Annotated in this window: 18 protein-coding genes, 2 tRNA genes and 1 rRNA gene; 5 read left to right on the top strand and 16 right to left on the bottom strand. The window is 55.4% G+C overall.

From position 1 onward, the window contains the following. The first annotated feature begins 3 nt into the window (after window positions 1–3). Window positions 4–1,494 (top strand): guanosine-5'-triphosphate,3'-diphosphate diphosphatase, encoded by a 1,491-nt coding sequence (gene gppA, locus AOY23_RS19810; RefSeq protein WP_054180984.1) that lies wholly within the window; start codon window positions 4–6, stop codon window positions 1,492–1,494. Window positions 1,495–1,496: 2 nt separating this feature from the next. Here gppA and rep read toward each other — a convergent pair whose 3' ends face one another. The 4 genes from rep to AOY23_RS19790 form a co-directional block, all read right to left on the bottom strand. Continuing rightward, the gene (gene rep, locus AOY23_RS19805) at window positions 1,497–3,518 is read right to left on the bottom strand and encodes a DNA helicase Rep (RefSeq protein WP_054180983.1); all 2,022 of its coding nucleotides are present in this window, start codon (window positions 3,516–3,518) and stop codon (window positions 1,497–1,499) included. A 100-nt stretch (window positions 3,519–3,618) separates the two neighbouring features. Continuing rightward, on the bottom strand, window positions 3,619–4,347 hold the full coding sequence (pnuC, locus tag AOY23_RS19800) for a nicotinamide riboside transporter PnuC (protein ID WP_054180982.1): 729 nt from the start codon (window positions 4,345–4,347) through the stop codon (window positions 3,619–3,621). After that, window positions 4,347–5,096, bottom strand: a complete 750-nt coding sequence (locus tag AOY23_RS19795; protein WP_054180981.1) for a nucleoside phosphorylase — start codon at window positions 5,094–5,096, stop codon at window positions 4,347–4,349. Before AOY23_RS19795 ends, pnuC begins: the two co-directional genes overlap by 1 nt. 35 nt (window positions 5,097–5,131) lie before the next feature. Beyond that, entirely contained in the window at window positions 5,132–5,833 is a 702-nt protein-coding gene (locus tag AOY23_RS19790) for a Crp/Fnr family transcriptional regulator (protein ID WP_054180980.1), read from the bottom strand. Between the two features lie 194 nt (window positions 5,834–6,027). Between AOY23_RS19790 and ppiC the strand changes: the two genes are divergently transcribed. Continuing rightward, the gene (gene ppiC / locus AOY23_RS19785; RefSeq protein WP_004886861.1) at window positions 6,028–6,309 is read left to right on the top strand and encodes a peptidylprolyl isomerase PpiC; all 282 of its coding nucleotides are present in this window, start codon (window positions 6,028–6,030) and stop codon (window positions 6,307–6,309) included. A 57-nt stretch (window positions 6,310–6,366) separates the two neighbouring features. Here the strand turns inward: ppiC and ilvC are convergent, their stop codons facing one another. Then, on the bottom strand, window positions 6,367–7,842 hold the full coding sequence (ilvC, locus tag AOY23_RS19780) for a ketol-acid reductoisomerase (RefSeq protein ID WP_054180979.1): 1,476 nt from the start codon (window positions 7,840–7,842) through the stop codon (window positions 6,367–6,369). Window positions 7,843–7,915: 73 nt separating this feature from the next. On the opposite strand from ilvC, the gene ilvY reads away from it, so the two are divergent. Next, the gene (ilvY, locus tag AOY23_RS19775) at window positions 7,916–8,908 is read left to right on the top strand and encodes an HTH-type transcriptional activator IlvY (RefSeq protein WP_072171071.1); all 993 of its coding nucleotides are present in this window, start codon (window positions 7,916–7,918) and stop codon (window positions 8,906–8,908) included. A gap of 3 nt (window positions 8,909–8,911) precedes the next feature. Here ilvY and AOY23_RS19770 read toward each other — a convergent pair whose 3' ends face one another. From AOY23_RS19770 to ilvL, 7 genes are all read right to left on the bottom strand, one after another. Next, window positions 8,912–9,613 carry a DUF2461 domain-containing protein gene (locus tag AOY23_RS19770; RefSeq protein WP_054181038.1) on the bottom strand — a complete coding sequence of 234 codons (702 nt, stop codon included), beginning with the start codon at window positions 9,611–9,613 and terminating at the stop codon, window positions 8,912–8,914. Window positions 9,614–9,633: 20 nt separating this feature from the next. Beyond that, window positions 9,634–11,172 carry a threonine ammonia-lyase, biosynthetic gene (gene ilvA / locus AOY23_RS19765; RefSeq protein WP_152958650.1) on the bottom strand — a complete coding sequence of 513 codons (1,539 nt, stop codon included), beginning with the start codon at window positions 11,170–11,172 and terminating at the stop codon, window positions 9,634–9,636. Between the two features lie 2 nt (window positions 11,173–11,174). Further along, window positions 11,175–13,025 carry a dihydroxy-acid dehydratase gene (gene ilvD, locus AOY23_RS19760; protein ID WP_054180976.1) on the bottom strand — a complete coding sequence of 617 codons (1,851 nt, stop codon included), beginning with the start codon at window positions 13,023–13,025 and terminating at the stop codon, window positions 11,175–11,177. Window positions 13,026–13,183: 158 nt separating this feature from the next. Continuing rightward, a complete protein-coding gene (ilvE, locus tag AOY23_RS19755; RefSeq protein WP_054180975.1) occupies window positions 13,184–14,113 on the bottom strand; it encodes a branched-chain-amino-acid transaminase in 930 nt (309 codons plus the stop codon). An 18-nt stretch (window positions 14,114–14,131) separates the two neighbouring features. Then, the gene (ilvM, locus tag AOY23_RS19750) at window positions 14,132–14,395 is read right to left on the bottom strand and encodes an acetolactate synthase 2 small subunit (protein WP_038160346.1); all 264 of its coding nucleotides are present in this window, start codon (window positions 14,393–14,395) and stop codon (window positions 14,132–14,134) included. Then, a complete protein-coding gene (gene ilvG / locus AOY23_RS19745; RefSeq protein ID WP_054180974.1) occupies window positions 14,392–16,038 on the bottom strand; it encodes an acetolactate synthase 2 catalytic subunit in 1,647 nt (548 codons plus the stop codon). The genes ilvM and ilvG overlap by 4 nt, the downstream gene beginning before the upstream one ends. Before the next feature lie 139 nt (window positions 16,039–16,177). Next, window positions 16,178–16,276 (bottom strand): ilv operon leader peptide, encoded by a 99-nt coding sequence (gene ilvL, locus AOY23_RS22140; protein ID WP_015966468.1) that lies wholly within the window; start codon window positions 16,274–16,276, stop codon window positions 16,178–16,180. Between the two features lie 341 nt (window positions 16,277–16,617). Here ilvL and AOY23_RS19740 point away from each other — a divergent pair, with 341 nt between their 5' ends. After that, window positions 16,618–18,141, top strand: a complete 1,524-nt coding sequence (locus AOY23_RS19740; RefSeq protein ID WP_054180973.1) for a YifB family Mg chelatase-like AAA ATPase — start codon at window positions 16,618–16,620, stop codon at window positions 18,139–18,141. Window positions 18,142–18,167: 26 nt separating this feature from the next. Here the strand turns inward: AOY23_RS19740 and AOY23_RS19735 are convergent, their stop codons facing one another. Continuing rightward, a complete protein-coding gene (locus tag AOY23_RS19735) occupies window positions 18,168–18,506 on the bottom strand; it encodes a MaoP family protein (protein ID WP_038160338.1) in 339 nt (112 codons plus the stop codon). An 88-nt stretch (window positions 18,507–18,594) separates the two neighbouring features. Between AOY23_RS19735 and hdfR the strand changes: the two genes are divergently transcribed. Beyond that, on the top strand, window positions 18,595–19,446 hold the full coding sequence (hdfR, locus tag AOY23_RS19730; protein ID WP_407830038.1) for an HTH-type transcriptional regulator HdfR: 852 nt from the start codon (window positions 18,595–18,597) through the stop codon (window positions 19,444–19,446). An 83-nt stretch (window positions 19,447–19,529) separates the two neighbouring features. Here hdfR and AOY23_RS19725 read toward each other — a convergent pair. The 3 genes from AOY23_RS19725 to rrf all read right to left on the bottom strand — a co-directional run bounded on the left by AOY23_RS19725 (window position 19,530) and on the right by rrf (window position 19,857). Continuing rightward, a tRNA-Trp gene (locus tag AOY23_RS19725) sits at window positions 19,530–19,605 on the bottom strand. Window positions 19,606–19,613: 8 nt separating this feature from the next. Next, window positions 19,614–19,690: transfer RNA gene (locus tag AOY23_RS19720), tRNA-Asp, on the bottom strand. 51 nt (window positions 19,691–19,741) lie between these two features. Continuing rightward, window positions 19,742–19,857: ribosomal RNA gene (rrf, locus tag AOY23_RS19715) — 5S ribosomal RNA — on the bottom strand. Window positions 19,858–20,002 lie beyond the last annotated feature (145 nt).

The raw sequence follows: 20,002 nt of genomic DNA, 5'->3' as shown, positions 1-20,002 counted from the left end.
AATATGCTCAGCTCTACCTCGCACTCGCTTTATGCGGCTATTGATCTCGGTTCGAATAGTTTTCATATGCTGGTCGTGCGCGAGGTGGAGGGCAGTATTCAGACGCTGACCCGCATCAAACGCAAAGTGCGTCTGGCGGCGGGTCTGAACAGCGAAAACCGTCTTTCTGCAGAAGCCATGGAACGCGGCTGGCAGTGTTTACGACTCTTCGCTGAACGTCTGCAGGACATCCCCCCGACTCAAATCCGTGTTGTTGCTACCGCCACCCTTCGTCTGGCGATCAATGCCAGTGAATTTATCGCCAAAGCGCAAGAGATCCTCGGCTGCCCGGTGCAGGTCATCACGGGTGAAGAAGAAGCGCGCCTGATTTATCAGGGCGTGGCGCACACCACCGGTGGCGATGATCGTCGTCTGGTGGTGGATATCGGCGGCGCCAGCACGGAATTAGTGACAGGCACTGGCGCGCAGGCGACTTCACTGTTTAGCCTGTCGATGGGTTGCGTCACCTGGCTTGAGCGCTATTTTACCGACCGCAACCTGGCGCAGGAACATTTCGATGAGGCCGAGCGCGCGGCGCGTGAGGTGCTGCGCCCGGTCGCTGATAACCTGCGTTACCACGGCTGGAAAGTCTGCGTGGGCGCCTCCGGTACGGTGCAGGCGCTGCAGGAAATCATGATGGCGCAGGGGATGGACGAGCGCATCACGCTGCCGAAACTACAGCAGCTGAAACAGCGCGCCATTCAGTGCGGGCGTCTGGAAGAGCTTGAAATCGAAGGGCTGACGCTGGAGCGGGCGCTGGTATTCCCCAGCGGCCTGGCCATTCTCATCGCCATTTTTACCGAGCTGGATATTCAGAGCATGACGCTGGCTGGCGGCGCGCTGCGTGAAGGTCTGGTGTATGGCATGCTGCATCTGGCGGTGGATCAGGACATCCGCAGCCGCACGTTGCGCATCATTCAACGCCGTTTTCTGGTCGATACCGAACAGGCCCAGCGCGTGGCGAAACTCGCCGCACAGTTTGCAACCGCAGTGGAAGAGAGCTGGGATCTGGAGCCGATTAGCCGTGAGCTGTTACTGAGCGCCTGCCAGTTGCATGAGATTGGGCTGAGCGTCGATTTCAAACAATCGCCGCAGCACGCGGCTTATCTGGTGCGGAATCTGGATTTGCCGGGCTTTACGCCTGCGCAGAAAAAACTGCTGGCGACGCTGGTACTCAATCAAACCAACCCGGTGGATCTGCCGTCACTGCATCAGCAAAACGCCGTTCCTCCGCGCGTGGCGGAGCACATGTGTCGTCTGCTGCGTCTGGCCATTTTGTTCGCCAGCCGACGCCGGGACGATCTGCTGCCGGAAATTACGCTGCATGTTCACGACGAGCAACTCGTACTGACGCTGCCGGATCGCTGGCTGGCGGATCATCCGCTTGGCGCGGAAATGGTTGAACAGGAGTGCCAGTGGCAGAGTTACGTCCACTGGCCGCTTGAGGTGAAGTAAGTTTACTTTACTTTCGCTTTCGCCAGCATCGCCCTGATGTTGGCCACGTTCGCCTGACCTTTATGCATTCGCTCTTCTGCGGTAATAACCTTACGCTCCTGCTCCCAGATCACATCATCCTGCGGCAGTTCCAGTAAAAAGCGGCTCGGTTCCGGGCGCACCAGTTCACCATACTGACGGCGCTCTTTGCACAACGTGAAAATCAGTTCTTTCTGCGCGCGGGTAATGCCCACGTAGGCCAGCCGCCGCTCTTCATCGATATTGTCTTCATCGATGCTGCTCTGGTGCGGCAGAAAGCCCTCTTCCATCCCGACCATAAACACATACGGGAATTCCAGCCCTTTCGAGGCGTGCAGCGTCATCAGTTGAACCTGATCCATATCTTCTTCGCTCTCGCCGCGCTCCATCATGTCGCGCAGCGTAAAGCGGGTCACCACCTGGGTCAGCGTCATGGGCTCCTCCAGTTCGGAGCCTTCCAGCATTTCCGTCATCCAGCTGAACAGCTGGTTGACGTTTTTCATGCGCATCTCCGCCGCTTTCGGGCTTGGCGAGGTTTCAAACAACCATGATTCGTAATCAATGCCGTGGATCAGATCGCGCACGGCGGCAACCGGTTCACGTTCCGACAGACGCTGGATCTCGCCGAGCCAGTGGGTAAAGCGGGTTAATGCGTCATAACCGCGTCCTGACAGGGTTTGCGTCAGCCCCATGTCGAAGCTGGCGGTAAACAGGCTCTTGTTGCGGGTGGATGCCCATTCGCCCAGCTTTTGCAGCGTCGCCGGGCCGATCTCGCGCTTTGGCGTATTCACAATACGCAGGAATGCGCTGTCGTCATCCGGGTTGGTCAGCACGCGCAGATAGGCGAGCAAATCTTTGATTTCCGGGCGGGAGAAAAACGAGGTACCGCCGGAAATTTTGTACGGGATGCGGTTCTGCATCAGCATTTTTTCAAATACGCGCGACTGATGGTTGCCGCGATAGAGAATGGCGTAATCCTTGTACTGCGTTTTATTCACAAAGTGATGGGCGATGAGCTCCCCGGTCACGCGTTCCGCCTCATGCTCTTCATGGTTTGCGCTCAGCACTTTCAGTTCCGGGCCATAACCCAGCTCCGAAAACAGACGCTTTTCAAACACGTGCGGGTTATTGGCAATCAGGATGTTCGCCGCTTTCAGAATACGGCCCGATGAGCGGTAGTTTTGCTCAAGCTTGATCACCTGCAGCGCCGGGAAATCCTGGCTGAGTAACACCAGGTTCTGCGGACGCGCGCCGCGCCAGGAATAAATCGACTGATCGTCGTCGCCCACCACAGTGAAGCGGGCGCGGGCGCCCACCAGCAGTTTTACCAGCTCATACTGACTGGTGTTGGTGTCCTGATATTCATCCACCAGCAGATAGCGGATCCGGTTCTGCCAGCGCTCGCGCACCTCTTCGTTGCGCTGCAACAGCAGCGTTGGCAGCAGGATCAGATCGTCGAAATCCAGCACGTTACAGGCTTTCATGTGCGCGTCGTACAGGCCATAGCAGTGTGCGAAAATGCGGTCCCGTTCGCCTTTCGCCTGCGCCGCGACCTGGGCGGGCGTCAGCAGATCGTTTTTCCAGTTGGAGATCGTCGAGATCAACTGTTGCAGCAGAGTTTTATCATCTTCAATCAACCCTTCGGTCAGCTCTTTCAGCAGCGCCACCTGATCGGTATCGTCAAACAGCGAGAAGTTCGATTTCATCCCCAGCGCGGCAAATTCGCGTTTGATTATCTCCAGCCCCAGCGTGTGGAACGTCGAGATCATCAGCCCACGCGCCTCTTTGCGGCCAAGCGTCTGCGCCACGCGTTCTTTCATTTCGCGCGCCGCTTTATTGGTAAAGGTCACCGCGGCGATATGCCGCGCCTGATAACCGCAGCCACGGATCAGATGCGCGATTTTATTGGTGATCACGCGGGTTTTGCCTGAGCCTGCTCCCGCCAGCACCAGGCAGGGTCCAGTAACAAATTCGACGGCTTGTTGCTGTCCGGGGTTTAAACGCATGGGAGTATTGCTCAATCTTCGAACGGGGAAGGGATTGTAGCAGAAACCGGGGCCGATGGAGCAGCAGGCTGCCCTTTCAGGCAGCCTGAAAATGAATCAATCAGGCAGCAGGGGCAGCCAGCGGCGCATAGCCGTTGCGTTTCGCGCTGATAATCCAGCTGTAAGATCCCATCACCGCAATCGCGGTCAGCAGGACATATTCGAGCGACATCGCATAAACGCCCTGCACTGCGTAGATAACCACGCTAATCACGTCGATAAGCACCCAAAGCAGCCAGTTCTCGACGTATTTGCGGGTCATCAGCACCATTGCCGCAATCGACAGCACCAGCATGGTGGCGTCCCAGAACGGGAAGGCATCCGGCTGCAAATCGGGCATCGCCACTGAAACGCCCACCATCTGCAATACTGCAAGCATAATGCGGGTCAGCAGGGCGAAGACCGGATCGATAAAAAACGTCATCAACAAGATAGCGGCAACACACACGCCACTCAGCATGAGCGTTTGCTGGCGAGAAAGCCAGCGCACCTTCAGCTCCGCTTCATTGGCTTCGTTCTGACGGCTCCAGGCATACCAGCCATAAATATTGGCCGCGAAGAAGAACACCTGCAGCAACAGGCTGGCATAAAGCTGGATCTGGAAAAAGATCGCGGCGAACAGCGTGACGTTAATCAGACCGAACAGATAGTTAATGATCTTTTCGCGGCTGGCATACCAGATGCACAGTAAACCGAATACGGTGCCGATGGCTTCAATCCACGACAGGGCATAGCCGCCTTCGCCGAGAGGAATATTGACCATCACATTGTTAATACTGAAAAAGTCCATCATTGCTCTCCTTGCTGGCTATCGGAATAGATGGCGTGAAGCGCCAGGGATATCTGACGCGCTTCCCCCTGCAGGCACAACGCATCCTGTTGAACAAAATCATTGATACTGCTATCGAGGCAACCGTTATGCGCGACGACCACGTTCAGCAGTGACGCTGTCCGTAAGCCGCGCAACGACCCGACCACCATCAGCGCTGCGCTTTCCATGTCAGCGCCGAGGATGCCGCGCGCGGACCATTCGGCATCCAGTGCCGCCTCGTGATCGGTATAGAAACTGTCATGGCTACGCACCAGCCCACAAAAGGCGGAGATTTGCAGCTGCTTTGCCTGCTGAATTAACAGGGTGGTTAATTGCGGGTCAGCACACGCGGGATAACTGGCTGGTGCATAGGATTTGCTGGTACCTTCGTCTGCAACTGCGCCCTGCGCGATAACCACATCACCGGGCACCAGAAAATCCTGTAGTGCGCCACAACTGCCAATGCGAATCAGCGTTTTTATGCCTGTCTGGCGCAGTTCTTCTATGGCGATAGCAGTGGATGGCCCGCCGATCCCCGTCGATACGACCAGGATCTCAACGCCCCGATACCAGCCACGCAGCGAACGAAACTCCCGGTTCTGCCCCAGCGGTTCAGGGTTATCAAGAAACTGAGCGATACGATCCACCCGCTGTGGGTCGCCCGGCAGCAACGCATACTGCGCGCCTGTGCTGCTCTCGCTGAGTCGAATATGTGGTTGAAGCGACATTCCCCCGTCTCCTTATCTTTCATCTGATTTCAGATTCAGATGCCAGCCTCCTGTCTGAGTTTGTCGGGGGCTAACAGCACAATCCGTTCACCATCGGTGTCGATAATCCGCAGCGTTTTCAGATCGTGCAAAATGCGGTTAATACTGCGTGTGGTCGCCGCAAATTCCTGACTGAGATTTTGCTTATCGAGCAAAATCGTGGGTGTTCCCTGCTGTTGATACCGTTGCCACAGTGCCTGACAGACGCGCTGATGCAACGAATACAGGTTGTCGCTGCTGGCCTTTTTCGACAGCTGGTAATACTGCTGACTAAAAAACCGCAGCATCCGCTGATTAAAATGGTTATCTAACGCCAGCCAGCGGAAAAAATGTTCCTGCGACAACGTGAGCAATTGCGCAGGGCTGACCGCAGCAACGGAACAGATGTAATTGCGTGACTCGAAAATTTCCAGCTCGCCCAGCATGTCACCTTTGCTGTAATGCGCCTGCCGGTAACGACGGCCATCTTCGGCTTCAAAAAAGACATCCACCTCGCCAGTGACAATCAGCGAAAATTGCTGGCAAATGTCGCCCTGACGGCAAATAAACGCCCCGCGTGGAATGTCCTCAAAGCGCCAGCGTTGCATGATCTCAAGCGGGCAGTATTTGAGTAATTCATACAGCACAGGATCGCGGACCACCTGGGTCAGCCCTGAAAGCCAGTCACCTGAAAATTCTGTGTTTTTCATTGTGTTCATGTTATCTCGCTCTCTTGCCGGAAGGACAGGACGGGCGTCCCGGGCAATGTGGTATTCCGTGGACAATACTGTTGCTCATCTCCCGCTTCATTAAACCGGGCGGGACATCTGTCCTGGGCTGTCGAAGAGTATATGTCTGAGACCCTAAGGAGTGATAAAATGGCGGGCTACCTTTGAGAAGTGAGAACGGAATAATGGCAAAAACGGCAGCAGCACTGCACATTCTTGTTAAAGAAGAGAAACTGGCTCTGGATCTCCTGGAACAGATTAAAAACGGCGCCGACTTCGGCAAGCTGGCGAAGAAACACTCTATCTGCCCGTCAGGCAAACGTGGTGGTGATTTAGGTGAATTCCGTCAGGGCCAGATGGTGCCGGCATTCGATAAAGTGGTGTTCTCCTGCCCGGTACTCGAGCCAACCGGCCCGCTGCATACGCAGTTCGGTTACCACATCATTAAGGTGCTGTACCGCAAGTAATAAAAAAGCCCGGTGGCGCTAACGCTCACCGGGCTTACATCTGTAACCCGATATTTTTTATCCTGCTACCGCAATACGTTTCATATCGGTCATATAGCCACGCAGTTTCTGACCCACTTTTTCGATCGCATGGCTGCGTATGGCGTCGTTCACATCTCGCAGTTGAGCGTTATCTACCGCGCCTTCAGCAATTGCTTTACCCAGATCGCCCGGCTGCAGGGTGGTCATGAATTCTTTCAGCAGCGGTACGCACGCATAAGAGAACAGATAGTTACCGTATTCGGCGGTATCAGAGATAACCACGTTCATTTCATACAGACGCTTACGCGCGATAGTGTTGGCAATCAGCGGCAGCTCATGCAGGGATTCATAGTACGCTGACTCTTCGATGATGCCCGCATCAACCATGGTTTCGAACGCCAGTTCAACGCCCGCTTTCACCATCGCGATCATCAGTACGCCTTTGTCGAAGTACTCCTGCTCGCCGATTTTACCTTCAAACTGCGGTGCGGTTTCGAAGGCCGTTTTACCGGTCTCTTCACGCCAGGTCAGCAGTTTTTTGTCGTCGTTCGCCCAGTCCGCCATCATGCCGGAAGAGAACTCACCAGAGATGATGTCGTCCATGTGTTTCTGGAACAGCGGCGCCATAATGGTTTTCAGTTGCTCAGACAGCGCATAAGCACGCAGTTTCGCCGGGTTGGACAGGCGATCCATCATCAGGGTGATACCGCCCTGCTTCAGCGCTTCGGTCACGGTTTCCCAGCCAAACTGAATCAGTTTTTCCGCGTATGCCGGGTCGGTGCCTTCTTCCACCAGCTTGTCGAAGCAGAGCAAAGAACCGGCCTGCAGCATGCCGCACAGGATAGTCTGCTCGCCCATCAGGTCAGATTTCACTTCCGCAACGAAGGAAGATTCCAGCACACCAGCGCGATGACCGCCAGTCGCGGCAGCCCAGGCTTTGGCAATCGCCATGCCTTCGCCTTTCGGATCATTTTCCGGGTGAACGGCGATCAGGGTCGGCACGCCGAAACCGCGTTTGTACTCTTCACGCACTTCGGTACCCGGGCATTTCGGCGCGACCATCACCACGGTGATGTCTTTACGGATCTGCTCGCCCACTTCCACGATGTTGAAACCGTGGGAATAGCCCAGTGCCGCGCCGTCTTTCATCAGCGGCTGTACGGAACGTACCACGTCAGAGTGCTGCTTGTCCGGCGTCAGGTTAACCACCAGATCAGCCTGCGGGATCAGCTCTTCATAGGTGCCTACTTTGAAGCCGTTTTCGGTCGCTTTACGCCATGATGCGCGCTTTTCAGCAATCGCTTCTTTACGCAGGGCGTAAGAGATATCCAGGCCGGAGTCACGCATGTTCAGGCCCTGGTTCAGACCCTGAGCGCCACAGCCGACGATGACCACTTTTTTACCCTGAAGGTAGCTCGCGCCATCGGCAAATTCGTCGCGCGCCATAAAGCGACATTTGCCCAGTTGCGCCAGTTGCTGACGCAGATTCAGTGTATTGAAGTAGTTAGCCATGTTTATAACCCCGTGATGTGTGTCGTGCTTATTGTTCGGTTCAGTTCGCTTTTTGCGAGAATGAACCCACTATATGACAGGAAAAGTATTGCGGAAATTGATATATTCACAACGTCACATTGCAATTTCTGCAATACCAACCTGTGGAGCCTCGCCCGTGGATTTACGCGATCTAAAAACCTTTCTGCATCTGGCGGATAGCCGCCACTTTGGCCGCAGCGCGCGGGCGATGCACGTCAGCCCGTCCACGTTGTCCCGTCAGATCCAACGGCTGGAAGAAGATCTCGGCCAGCCGCTGTTTGTGCGCGACAACCGCACGGTCACACTGACTGAAGCGGGTGAGGAGCTACGGACATTTGCGCAACAGATGCTGTTGCAGTATCAGCAACTGCGCCACACCATCGATCAGAAAGGGCCGTCGCTGTCTGGCGAACTGCATATTTTCTGCTCCGTGACCGCCGCGTACAGCCATTTACCGCCAATCCTCGACCGCTTCCGCGCCGAGCATCCCTCCGTTGAAATCAAGCTCACCACGGGTGACGCCGCCGATGCGATGGAAAAAGTCGTCACCGGCGAAGCCGATCTGGCGATTGCCGGGAAACCGGAAACCCTGCCCGGCGCGGTAGCGTTTTCCATGCTGGAGAATCTGGCGGTGGTGCTGATTGCCCCGGCGCTGCCCTGCCCGGTGCGCACTCAGGTCACGCAGGAGAAACCCGACTGGTCAACAGTCCCGTTCATTATGGCCGATCAGGGGCCAGTACGCCGTCGCATTGAGCTATGGTTTCGCCGCCAGAAAATCAGCAACCCGTCGATCTACGCCACGGTTGGCGGCCACGAGGCGATGGTGTCGATGGTCGCGCTCGGCTGCGGCGTGGCGCTGTTGCCGGAAGTGGTACTGGAAAACAGCCCGGAGCCCGTGCGTAATCGTGTGATGATTCTGGAGCGCAGCGACGAGAAAACGCCGTTTGAGCTTGGCGTATGCGCACAAAAAAAGCGGCTGCATGAGCCGCTGATTGATGCCTTCTGGAAGATTGTGCTGGAAAGAAAAATCGACGAAGGAAAGTGAGCGTTATAAATCAGCCGGGTCGATTTGCTTCATCGTTTCTATCGTCATTAGCCACTGATACAGCGGCTCCAGTTGACGGAATCCGTCAGCCAGTCGCGTCACCAGATCGGCGTGGAAGAGGGGTTTCATATCCGGGCTGTCAACAATGGCCGCGAAGGATTTGCGGTTGTACCAGGTGGCAATGGCGGGATCGAGATCTTTTATCAGGGGGCGTTTGTAACTCTCGCCGATCAGCTCAAACGGTTCCCGGCAACACCCGGCGACTTCCAGAAACTGAGTCGGGCGCTGTTTCAGCGTATGCCGAAAGAGATCCATCGTCGATTTGCTGGCGCTGTAATACCCGAGGCCATAGTGTACGGAATCCGGCGCGATACCGAAAAAGTACGCCGGGGCATCGGCCCAGTTTTTCGCCGGGCGCTTGAAGGTCAGCCACATCCGGTCACGGTAAAGGGATTTATCCTGCGAGAAACGGGTGTCGCGATGGATACGCGAGAGCGTCTTGCCAATCGCTGACCGCGTTTCAATTAACGGATCAATCTCCAGCATCACGAGCGCCAGATCATCCACCAGCGCCCGAAACGGGTTCAGTACACTGCGATCGTAAATAAACCGGTGCTCTTCAAACCACGCCTTATCATTTTTCGCTTTGACCTGTTGAAGAAAATCGAGCCCTTCTTGTGCAAATCCCTGAAAGTGTCCTGCCATCTGCTTGTCCTTAATAATCACTAACCCGCCAGAAAGAAGCGAAACGCCGGGTTGTGGGTTTCGTCATGACAGTCATAGCCCAGCTCGTTAAGCCGTGTTTCGAAATCCGGTTCGTGCTCGCCCAGTTCAAACGCCGCCAGCACGCGGCCGTAATCGGTGCCGTGACTGCGGTAGTGGAACAGCGAAATGTTCCAGTGGGTGCCGAGCGTATAGAGAAATTTCAGCAACGCGCCGGGTGATTCCGGAAATTCAAAACTGAACAACCGTTCCTGCAGGGGTTTCGACGGACGACCACCCACCATGTAGCGCACGTGCAGTTTCGCCATCTCGTCGTCGGAGAGATCCACCACGCTGTAACCGCCGTTGCGCAGCATGTCGAGGATCTCTTTGCGCTCTTCCAGACCACGACTCAGGCGTACGCCAACGAAAATGCAGGCGTCTTTGGCATCGGCGAAACGGTAGTTGAACTCCGTGACCGAACGCCCGCCGAGCAACTGGCAAAACTTCAGGAAGCTGCCCTTCTCTTCAGGAATGGTTACTGCCAGCAACGCCTCGCGCTGCTCGCCCAGTTCGCAACGTTCAGACACGTAGCGCAGGCCGTGGAAATTCACGTTTGCGCCAGACAAAATATGCGCCAGCCGTTCGCCACGAATGTTGTGCTGCGCGATGTACTTTTTCATACCCGCCAGCGCCAGCGCGCCAGACGGCTCCGCCACCGCACGCACGTCTTCGAACAGATCTTTCATCGCCGCACAGATGGCGTCGCTGTCAACGGTGATGATGTCATCGAGGTACATCTGACACAGACGGAATGTTTCGTCGCCAATGCGTTTCACCGCCACCCCTTCGGCAAACAGCCCGACGCGTGGCAGCTCAACCGGATGACCGGCGTCCAGCGCCGCTTTCAGGCAGGCGGAATCTTCCGCTTCAACGGCAATCACTTTGATCTGCGGCATCAGCTGTTTGATCAGCACCGCCACGCCCGCCGCCAGCCCACCGCCGCCGACCGGAACAAAAACGCGATCGATATGCGCATCCTGTTGCAGCAACTCCAGCGCCAGCGTGCCCTGACCCGCAATCACCATTGGATGATCGAACGGCGGCACCCAGGTAAAGCCCTGCTGTTGTGACAGTTCAATGGCTTTCGCTTTCGCTTCATCAAAATTCGCGCCGTGCAGCAGTACTTCACCACCAAAGCCGCGTACCGCGTCAACTTTGATATCTGCGGTGGCAACCGGCATGACAATTAACGCCTTCACGCCGAGGCGTGCAGACGAAAACGCGACACCCTGCGCATGGTTGCCTGCAGATGCCGTGATGACGCCCCGTGCTTTTTGCTCTTCAGTCAGCCCGGCCATCATCGCGTACGCGCCGCGCAGCTTAAAGCTGTGCACCGGCTGCCTGTCTTCGCGCTTCACCAGAATGACGTTTTCGAGGCGCGACGACAGTTTTTCCATCTTCTGTAGCGGCGTGACCTGCGCGGCTTCATACACCGGCGCGCGCAGCACGGCTCTGAGATATTCTGCCCCCTCAGGGGCAGCAGATAGGGATTCGGCCATCATTAGCCTCCAAGTTTGGATTTGTCGCGTACAGCGCCTTTATCCGCACTGGTGGCCAGGCTCGCATAAGCCCGCAGGGCGAAGGATACGTCACGCTGACGATCGCGTGGCGTCCAGGCTTTATCACCACGCGCTTCCTGCGCTTCACGACGCGCCGCCATCTCCTGATTGCTGACCTGCAGCTGAATGTCACGGTTCGGGATATCAATGGCAATCAGGTCGCCATCTTCAACCAGCGCAATGCTGCCGCCGCTGGCGGCTTCCGGTGAAACGTGACCAATCGAGAGACCCGAGGTGCCACCGGAGAAACGTCCGTCGGTGATCAGCGCACAGGCTTTGCCGAGACCCATCGATTTCAGGAAGGTGGTCGGATAGAGCATTTCCTGCATGCCCGGTCCGCCTTTCGGCCCTTCGTAGCGGATCACGACGACATCACCTTCCACCACTTTGCCGCCGAGGATGGCGTCTACCGCCTCTTCCTGGCTTTCGTACACTTTTGCCGGGCCGGTGAATTTCAGGATGCTGTCATCAACGCCCGCGGTTTTTACAATGCAGCCATTTTCGGCGATGTTGCCGTACAGCACCGCCAGCCCGCCATCTTTGCTGTAAGCGTGTTCAAGCGAGCGGATGCAACCTTCAGCGCGGTCATCATCAAGCGTTTCCCAACGGCAATCCTGAGAAAATGCCTGGGTGGTGCGAATGCCCGCCGGACCGGCGCGATACATCGCTTTCACCGCCGCATCGTCGGTCAGCATGACATCATATTGCGCCAGCGACTCCGGCAGCGTCAGGCCAAGGACGTTTTTCACGTCACGGTTCAACAGGCCCGCACGATCCAGTTCGCCCAGAATGCCAATCACCCCGCCAGCGCGGTGAACGTCTTCCATGTGATATTTCTGCGTACTCGGCGCCACTTTGCACAGTTGCGGCACTTTGCGCGACAGCTTATCAATATCACTCATGGTGAAATCAATTTCTGCTTCCTGGGCTGCCGCCAGCAGGTGCAACACGGTATTGGTGGAACCGCCCATCGCGATATCCAGCGTCATGGCATTCTCAAACGCCGCCTTGCTGGCGATGTTGCGCGGCAGCGCGCTGGCGTCATCCTGCTCGTAATACCGTTTGGTCAGCTCAACAATGCGTGAACCGGCATTGAGGAACAGCTGTTTACGGTCGGCGTGCGTCGCCAGCAGCGAGCCGTTACCCGGCTGCGACAGACCCAGCGCTTCGGTCAGACAGTTCATTGAGTTGGCGGTGAACATACCGGAACAGGAGCCACAGGTCGGGCACGCGGAGCGCTCCACCTGATCGCTCTGCGCGTCGGACACTTTCGGGTCCGCGCCCTGAATCATCGCATCAACCAGATCCAGCTTGATGAGCTTATCGGAGAGTTTGGTTTTACCCGCTTCCATCGGGCCGCCGGAGACGAAAATCACCGGAATGTTGAGGCGCAGGGAAGCCATCAGCATCCCTGGGGTAATCTTGTCGCAGTTGGAGATGCAGACCATCGCATCCGCGCAGTGGGCGTTGACCATGTATTCAACAGAATCGGCGATCAGCTCGCGCGATGGCAGTGAATAAAGCATGCCTCCGTGGCCCATCGCGATGCCGTCATCAACAGCAATCGTATTGAACTCTTTCGCCACGCCGCCTGCCGCTTCGATTTGTTCGGCAACCAGCTTGCCAAGATCGCGCAGATGAACGTGGCCTGGCACGAACTGGGTAAAAGAGTTCACAACGGCAATGATCGGTTTGCCGAAATCGGCATCGGTCATGCCGGTGGCGCGCCACAGCGCGCGGGCACCCGCCATATTACGGCCGTGGGTGGTGGTGGCGGAACGGTACTTAGGCATGCTTTGTTTACTCCCGGTGTCTTTTCCCTTCATTCTTCACGCTGCAGGTGCGTTGGCTGCCTCGCTCACCCCAGTCACTTACTCCAGTATGCTCTTGGGGATTTGCTGCGTTGCCGCCTTCCTGCAACGTGAATTATTTTGGGAAAATATAATATTAATTATTGATTTACTGGATCCAGCCAGCCCCATTTATCTTCGGTTTCGCCGGTAAAGAGGCCAAAGAACGCTTTCTGAACACGTTTGGTGACCGGACCACAGCGGCCTTCGCCAACCTGAATACCGTCAACACTGCGTACCGGCGTGATTTCCGCGGCGGTACCGGACATGAACACTTCGTCGGCCAGATACAGCGATTCGCGGGACAGCACCTGCTCGCGCACTTCGATACCCAGCTCTTTCGCCAGTTTGATGATGGCGTCGCGGGTGATGCCTGGCAGCGCAGAAGAAGTAAACGGCGGGGTGAACAGCACGCCATCTTTCACTTCAAACAGGTTTTCGCCAGCGCCTTCGGAAATATAACCGTTAACGTCCAGTGCGATACCCTCCTGATAACCGTGGCGGCGCGCTTCACTGCCAACCAGCAGAGAGGAAAGGTAGTTACCGCCCGCTTTCGCGGCGGTCGGAATGGTATTCGGCGCTGCGCGGTTCCAGGACGAAACCATTGCATCAATGCCCTGCTCCAGCGCTTCCGCACCGAGATAGGCGCCCCACGGGAAGGCAGCGATGATGACATCGGTGGTGTATCCCGGAGGCGGGTTCACGCCCATACCGACGTCACCGACAAACACCAGCGGGCGAATATAAGCGCTGGTCAGGTTGTTTTTGCGGATCACCGCGCGGCAGGCTTCCATCAGTTCATCGACGCTCTGAGACACCGGGAAACGATAAATTTTGGCTGAATCACGCAGACGCTGCATGTGTTCACGGTGACGGAACACCACTGGCCCTTTGTGAGAATCGTAGCAGCGAATCCCTTCAAAAACGGAAGTACCGTAATGCAGTGCGTGGGACATTACGTGCACTTTGGCATCTTCCCAACGAATCATCTCGCCATTGGACCAGATGTAATCAGCTTTTTTCGTCGTCATTATTTCTTCCTTTTGCGCTCAGGCGCGGATTTGTTGTGATGATGTTGTTCGTTGCTGGATCTCGACACAGGCGACGTCGACCAGTTTGCTCAACTGACTAAACAGTAATTCGACTGGACGAGGACTGGCAACGGTCAATTCGATATTAATATTCTGCGCATCAGTTGCGGTCTCCATATTCATAGAACAAATCTGAAAACCGCGATGGCGTACCACGCGTAAAACACGCTCTAATGTTTCCGGGTTGAAGCGAGCCTGAACGGCGAGCTGATGTTGCATCATGATAATTTCTCCAGCATTTGCGAGTTACTGGCACCTGGCGGCACCAATGGCCAGACGTTCTCAAGCTCATCGATTGAGACATGAAGCAGATAAGGCCCCTCGCTTGACAGCATGGTGTCGAGTGCCGCTTCAACCTGGTCTTTATGGGTGATGTGCTGTCCTGGAATGCCGAAGGCGCTGGCCAGCGTGAGGAAATCGGGATTATCGGTAAGGGTTGTTTCGCTATAACGTTCCTGAAAAAACAGCTGCTGCCACTGGCGAACCATGCCTAATCGCTGGTTATCCAGTAAAACGATCTTCAGTGGCAGCTGTTTTCGTTTTACGGTGCCCAGCTCCTGAACATTCATCATGAACGAGCCGTCACCGGAGATACAGATAACCGTATCATTCGGACGCGCCACCTGCGCGCCAACGGCGGCAGGTAAGCCAAAGCCCATCGTCCCCAGACCGCTGGAGGTGATGAAATTTTCCGGGCGGGAGTAGGTCATGTGCTGCGCCGACCACATCTGATGCTGGCCCACGTCAGTGGTGACCACACAGTCAGCTGGCTTGCGATCGGACAGTTGCTTCAGCAACAGAGGCGCATAGATGGACTCGCCCGGATGATCGTAACGCCAGGCGTGTTCGGCGCGTAATTCAGCCACCTGCTGCTGCCAGGCGTCGATAGACAACGGCTGCGTCAGAGCAGGCAGCATGGCATTCAGATCACCCTGCAGCGCGATATGGACCTGACGCAACTTGTTCATCTCCGCCGGGTCGATATCCATGTGGATCACGCTGGCGTTCGGCGCAAAGGTATTCAGCTTGCCAGTCACACGATCGTCAAAGCGCGCGCCGACAGCGATCAGCAGATCACATTCCTGCACCGCCAGATTCGCCGCTTTGGTGCCATGCATCCCGAGCATACCGAGATAGTACGGATAATCAGCCTCCACCGCGCCGAGGCCTTTCAGGGTGCACACCGCGGGCATTTGCGTGGTAGCGATAAACGCGCGCAGTGCCGGAACCGCCTGCGCCATACCCACGCCACCGCCGATGTACAGCATCGGTTTTTGCGCCTGCGCCAGCATCTGGTATGCCTGTTCAACTTCAGCGTGAGGGAAGGTTTCGGGAGTTTCAACGGTGGAGAAGTGCGGTTCCAGCGCCGCTTGTGCCAGTTGAATATCTTTCGGGATATCGACCAGTACCGGGCCCGGACGGCCTGAGTTTGCCACCTCGAACGCTTCCGCCATTACCCGCGGCAACTCTTCGAGAGATTGCACCAGAAAACTGTGCTTGGTGCAGGCCAGCGACAAACCAAGAACGTCCACTTCCTGAAACGCGTCGGTACCGATAAACGGTGACGCCACCTGTCCGGTGATGGCGACGACGGGAACAGAGTCGAGCAATGCATCTGCGAGGCCGGTGATCAGGTTCGTCGCGCCCGGGCCAGACGTGGCGATGCAGACGCCGGTTTTACCCGTCGAACGGGCGTAACCGATGGCCGCCATCGCAGCGCCCTGTTCGTGACGGCACAGAAGATGTTCCACGCCGCCGTCATACAAGGCATCGTAAACCGGCATGATTGCGCCACCCGGGTAGCCGAATACAGTGTCAACTCCCTGTGCGCGCAATGCATGCACCACCCACTGAGCTCCATTCATAGTTACATCCCCGCCATAAATTGTGAGAAACAGAATATTGTGCTGTTGGTCATTGTCTGTTCCTCGCTTCAGTATTTAAGTCATAAAAAAACCCCCGGACCTTTCGGTGCGGGGGTCTTAGTTCGTTAAGGCTTGATTTCTAAGCCTTTCCTCGTCCAAGTGCAGCCCCGCACGGTGGGATAATAATCACCACCACGCTAATCACGACCAGGCTAATCACTCGTAGAAGGGCTTTCATTTTGTCTACTTTCGGCTTCTTGTTCGAAGGAATACCTAAAGAGTTATCACAGGCAGTGGAGGTAACACAAGATTTTTTTATGACGCGTTTCGTGAGCCCGCTAACGAATTACGTTAAACACATTGTTTTTTATAAGAAAAATCGCAATTGAAAAAATTTCAGTTATTTTCAGCCTCACTGGGGGACCGTCAGTCATTATTTTCGTCCCTGCGAGAGGGGTTCCAGCTTTACTGCAATGCGGTGAAAATCCGTAAAAAAGCAGGAATCTGCCTCGTATTTTACATAAGTTGCCTCTATTACCGCGTTTATCAACCGATATAGTGTCGCCCTCAGGAGGCTCTATGTCGTTATCAGTGGTCTACACTCGTGCAGCACTTGGCGTTACCGCGCCGCTTATTACCGTCGAGGTACATATCAGCAATGGTTTACCCGGCTTAACGCTGGTTGGTCTGCCGGAAACGACCGTCAAAGAGGCCAGAGATCGGGTACGCAGCGCAATCATAAACAGTGGTTATGAGTTCCCGGCGAAAAAAATCACCATCAACCTTGCTCCTGCTGATCTGCCCAAAGAAGGCGGTCGATACGATTTACCTATCGCTATAGCGCTTCTGGTGGCCTCTGAACAGCTTAACGGGGCAAAACTGAGCCAGTATGAGTTTGTGGGTGAACTGGTCCTTACCGGCGCGCTACGGGGGATCCCTGGCGCTATTTCAGGGGCCATGGAAGCCATTCGAGCCGGGCGGAGCATTATCGTGGCGGAAGATAACGCCGCCGAAGTGGGGCTGATTGGCGGCACATGTTGTTTTATCGCAAATCATCTGCAGGAAGTCTGTGCTTTCCTGGAGGGGAAACACACGCTGAACCTGGCACCGCAAACGCACGCAGAGGCAGCAGAATCGCCGCATGATGATCTTCGCGATGTGATCGGCCAAAGCCAGGGAAAACGTGCGCTCGAGATCACCGCTGCGGGCGGTCACAATCTGCTGTTCATCGGCCCGCCAGGAACCGGCAAAACGATGCTTGCCAGCCGACTGAATGGTTTGCTGCCTCCGCTGAGCAACGACGAAGCGCTCGAAAGCGCGGCAATCATTAGTCTGGTAAATGCGACGAGTGTTAAAGCGCAGTGGCGCCAGCGTCCCTTTCGTTCTCCGCATCACAGCGCATCATTGAACGCCATGGTAGGTGGTGGCTCCATTCCCATGCCTGGCGAGATTTCGCTGGCGCACAACGGCATTCTGTTTCTTGATGAGCTCCCTGAATTTGAACGGCGCGTACTGGATGCGCTGCGGGAACCGATTGAATCGGGTCAGATCCACATTTCGCGCACGCGAGCAAAAATCACTTATCCGGCACGTTTCCAGCTTATTGCCGCCATGAATCCCAGCCCGACAGGCCACTATCAGGGAAATCATAATCGCACGACGCCGGAACAGACGATGCGCTACCTGAGCCGCCTGTCCGGCCCCTTTCTCGACCGTTTCGATCTCTCACTGGAGATCCCCCTTCCACCGCCGGGATTGCTGAGCAAGGTAACGGCCCCCGGTGAGAGCACCGCGACGATTCGGGAACGGGTAATACAGGCGCAGGCACGTCAGTATGCGCGACAGCAAAAGCTCAACGCACGCCTTGAAGGGGGAGAAATACGGGAGCATTGCCTGCTGAATGACGACGATGCCCTTTGGTTAGAACAAACGCTGACGCAACTGGGGTTATCGATACGCGCATGGCAGCGCCTGCTGAAAGTGGCTCGCACGATTGCCGATCTGGAGCAGGCTGAGCGTATTACGCGGCAGCATCTGCAGGAGGCATTAAGTTACCGGGCGATCGATCGCTTACTGATTCATTTGCAGAAACTGCTGGCGTAAAAAAAGGGCCGGAGCCCTTTATTTATTTAATCATCGCTTTCTGTGTAATCGTCAGAGCCTTCCATCTGCGGTTTACCACCGGACAGCGTATGGAAACGCTTCGGACGCTTAATCCGCGCCATATACTTAAACCATACACGCTCTGCTTCTGTGGTTGGTTCACGTTCACCGCGGCACACCGCAACAAATTGTTTCTCGTCTTCGGTTACAGGTTCGCGCTTACCCAGCTCCAGTTCGTTAAGGGCATAACCATAACGTTCAAGTAGTTGTGCCTCTTTGATGGTGAAATCACCATGACGGGAGAAACCACGCGGATAATTTTTATTGTCGAAAAAACGATTTGTCGTCGTAAAGCTTTCCGCCATCCTACACGCTCCTAATTCTTTGGCCGAGCTATTTATGGCGCGGAGTATTAGTTACGCTTGACAGAGTGTAAAACAAAAGATTTAAATCATAACGACAAATAATTTTGCGGAGAAGGTTGTGGATACGGAATTGCTTAAAACTTTCCTCGAAGTCAGCAGAACTCGTCACTTTGGACGCGCTGCTGAAGCGCTCTATTTGACACAATCAGCCGTCAGTTTTCGCATTCGTCAGTTGGAAAATCAGCTCGGCGTAAACCTTTTTACCCGACACCGCAATAACATACGGCTTACGCCCGCTGGCGAAAAACTGCTGCCTTACGCAGAAACATTGATGAATACCTGGCAGGCCGCGCGTAAAGAGGTTGCGCATACGTCACGACACAATGAGTTTTCCATTGGTGCCAGCGCATCACTTTGGGAATGTATGCTGAATAGCTGGCTGGGCAGGCTCTACAAAATACCCAATAACCTGCAGTTCGAAGCACGAATTGCCCAACGTCAGTCACTGGTCAAGCAATTGCATGAACGGCAGCTTGATCTGCTGATCACCACTGAATCGCCGAAAATGGATGAATTTAGCAGCCAGTTGCTGGGTCATTTCACACTTGCGCTGTATGCAGCCGAACCTGCGCAAGTGAAGGCGGATCTCAATTATCTGCGCCTGGAATGGGGGCCGGATTTTCAACAACATGAAGTGGGCTTGCTGGCCAGCGATGACATCCCCAGCCTGACGACCAGTTCTGCGGAACTGGCGCGACAGCAACTTTCTCCGCTTAATGGTTGTACCTGGTTACCCATGAGCTGGGCGAAAGAGAAAGGGGGATTACATACGGTGACAGACAGCGCAACGCTTTCCCGTCCGTTGTATGCCATCTGGCTACAAAACAGTGATAAACAGACACAGATCCGCGACATTCTGAAAACCAGCGTACTGGATTAACAATGAGGGCGTAATGCCCTCGTGAAGCGATCGGTAAATAGCAGATAAAAAAAATCCTTTGCCGAAGCAAAGGATTATTTTTATGGCAGGGGCGGAGAGACTCGAACTCCCAACACCCGGTTTTGGAGACCGGTGCTCTACCAATTGAACTACGCCCCTAATTAGGGTGGCGGAACGGACGGGACTCGAACCCGCGACCCCCTGCGTGACAGGCAGGTATTCTAACCGACTGAACTACCGCTCCACCGAAACTGTCTACAACCCCCGGTTTTATCCGGGTTACTGCTAAATTGATGCCTGGCAGTGTCCTACTCTCACATGGGGAAGCCCCACACTACCATCGGCGCTACGGCGTTTCACTTCTGAGTTCGGCATGGGGTCAGGTGGGACCACCGCGCTAAAGCCGCCAGGCAAATTCTTGTGCTCTGTCCTGTGTCTTTTACACTGATACCGCGTTGGCTGCTCTCGTAAAGTCAGTCACATACCTCTGTATGCTCCTTCCTTTCCTTCGTTTGCCGCCTTGTCTCAGCGCAAAATCCTTCGGACTCTGAATCAA

Source organism: Trabulsiella odontotermitis (assembly GCF_001297775.1).
In the GTDB taxonomy this organism is placed as follows: Bacteria; Pseudomonadota; Gammaproteobacteria; order Enterobacterales; family Enterobacteriaceae; genus Trabulsiella; species Trabulsiella odontotermitis.
This window is presented reverse-complemented; position numbering and strand designations above follow the sequence as displayed.

Coding starts and splice junctions, on each gene's coding strand:
- gppA (WP_054180984.1), top strand. CDS start 4: ATGCTCAGCTCTACCTCGCACTCGCTTTATGCGGCTATTGATCTCGGT.
- rep (WP_054180983.1), bottom strand. CDS start 3,518: ATGCGTTTAAACCCCGGACAGCAACAAGCCGTCGAATTTGTTACTGGA.
- pnuC (WP_054180982.1), bottom strand. CDS start 4,347: ATGGACTTTTTCAGTATTAACAATGTGATGGTCAATATTCCTCTCGGC.
- AOY23_RS19795 (WP_054180981.1), bottom strand. CDS start 5,096: ATGTCGCTTCAACCACATATTCGACTCAGCGAGAGCAGCACAGGCGCG.
- AOY23_RS19790 (WP_054180980.1), bottom strand. CDS start 5,833: ATGAACACAATGAAAAACACAGAATTTTCAGGTGACTGGCTTTCAGGG.
- ppiC (WP_004886861.1), top strand. CDS start 6,028: ATGGCAAAAACGGCAGCAGCACTGCACATTCTTGTTAAAGAAGAGAAA.
- ilvC (WP_054180979.1), bottom strand. CDS start 7,842: ATGGCTAACTACTTCAATACACTGAATCTGCGTCAGCAACTGGCGCAA.
- ilvY (WP_072171071.1), top strand. CDS start 7,916: ATGACAGGAAAAGTATTGCGGAAATTGATATATTCACAACGTCACATT.
- AOY23_RS19770 (WP_054181038.1), bottom strand. CDS start 9,613: ATGGCAGGACACTTTCAGGGATTTGCACAAGAAGGGCTCGATTTTCTT.
- ilvA (WP_152958650.1), bottom strand. CDS start 11,172: ATGGCCGAATCCCTATCTGCTGCCCCTGAGGGGGCAGAATATCTCAGA.
- ilvD (WP_054180976.1), bottom strand. CDS start 13,025: ATGCCTAAGTACCGTTCCGCCACCACCACCCACGGCCGTAATATGGCG.
- ilvE (WP_054180975.1), bottom strand. CDS start 14,113: ATGACGACGAAAAAAGCTGATTACATCTGGTCCAATGGCGAGATGATT.
- ilvM (WP_038160346.1), bottom strand. CDS start 14,395: ATGATGCAACATCAGCTCGCCGTTCAGGCTCGCTTCAACCCGGAAACA.
- ilvG (WP_054180974.1), bottom strand. CDS start 16,038: ATGAATGGAGCTCAGTGGGTGGTGCATGCATTGCGCGCACAGGGAGTT.
- ilvL (WP_015966468.1), bottom strand. CDS start 16,276: ATGAAAGCCCTTCTACGAGTGATTAGCCTGGTCGTGATTAGCGTGGTG.
- AOY23_RS19740 (WP_054180973.1), top strand. CDS start 16,618: ATGTCGTTATCAGTGGTCTACACTCGTGCAGCACTTGGCGTTACCGCG.
- AOY23_RS19735 (WP_038160338.1), bottom strand. CDS start 18,506: ATGGCGGAAAGCTTTACGACGACAAATCGTTTTTTCGACAATAAAAAT.